Genomic DNA, 926 nt, shown 5'->3' with positions numbered 1-926 from the left:
ACACTGCTGCTTTCATATTGTTCAAACAGTGTTTGCCATTCTAGGTTGGTACGTCGTTTTGCCATTTCAACTCTCCTTTGGGTTGGAGAGATGATCTTATTCTTCGTGCTGGTTAATTAGAATGCGGGGTTCGTGACACGCTTACAAGTCGCGCTCATATTTTAATGACTAAATATCAAACTATTAGGCATTACTCCCCTTCCCAGAACATTGTTCTGACTGCTCATTATTAAGTATATATTTATTAAGTATATATTTACGGAAGATGGACCCTTTGTTATGTAAGCGCACCACACTCTCACATGGCGTGCTTTAATAAATAAATTCTAAGAAAGTAATGATCTTTCATCTATCTTAAGCTTGGTAAGTTTTTTCTCTTTATAAATGATAGGAGATAGTGACTATATCATTCGTTTGGTTGATTTTTAGTTCTCTAGTGCTTTCCAAATTTTCCTTGAGGGGGGTAGATAAGCTTCAAGCCATCGATTTCCCATTTAAGATCATCCTTATCTATAGTCAGATTTTCGGGCATATTGAACTCTGGGATTTTACCTAACCAATTGAGCGAAATTGAAGCACTATTCAACACTGGGGAAAATGATATTAAAAAGATGATATAGGTCGCTTTTGATGTTGCAAATTGCATAACGTCTTCCTTGAGTTATAATTCAACCCTTAAACAGTAGAACATTGCACAACAACAGTCTAGCGACTAAATTTATCCGTTATACTTTACACACAAAAAATCTAATTAATATTTTAATTTTTCAATCACTTACAGAACCTACAATGCGTGATTTTGTTGCTTAAATCGATGGAACTAAATTGAGAACCTACGATCTGAACAGCCACATCCACTACCTCTCGTAGCCCTATGCCTAAACCTCGTCACAAAACAACTGTAAACGCCCCATGAACCCACGGGG

At 36.6% G+C, this 926-nt stretch carries 1 protein-coding gene and 1 pseudogene; both read right to left on the bottom strand.

Translation table 11 applies throughout. From position 1 onward, the window contains the following. Positions 1 to 65: pseudogene (locus AB4263_RS24260) on the bottom strand (IS66 family insertion sequence element accessory protein TnpB); the annotation flags it as partial. 368 nt (positions 66 to 433) lie between these two features. After that, on the bottom strand, positions 434 to 646 hold the full coding sequence (locus AB4263_RS24255; RefSeq protein WP_372099042.1) for a hypothetical protein: 213 nt from the start codon (positions 644 to 646) through the stop codon (positions 434 to 436). Positions 647 to 926: the final 280 nt, after the last annotated feature.

This window comes from Vibrio sp. 10N.261.55.C5 (genome assembly GCF_041470505.1).
In the GTDB taxonomy this organism is placed as follows: Bacteria; Pseudomonadota; Gammaproteobacteria; order Enterobacterales; family Vibrionaceae; genus Vibrio; species Vibrio crassostreae_C.
This window is presented reverse-complemented; position numbering and strand designations above follow the sequence as displayed.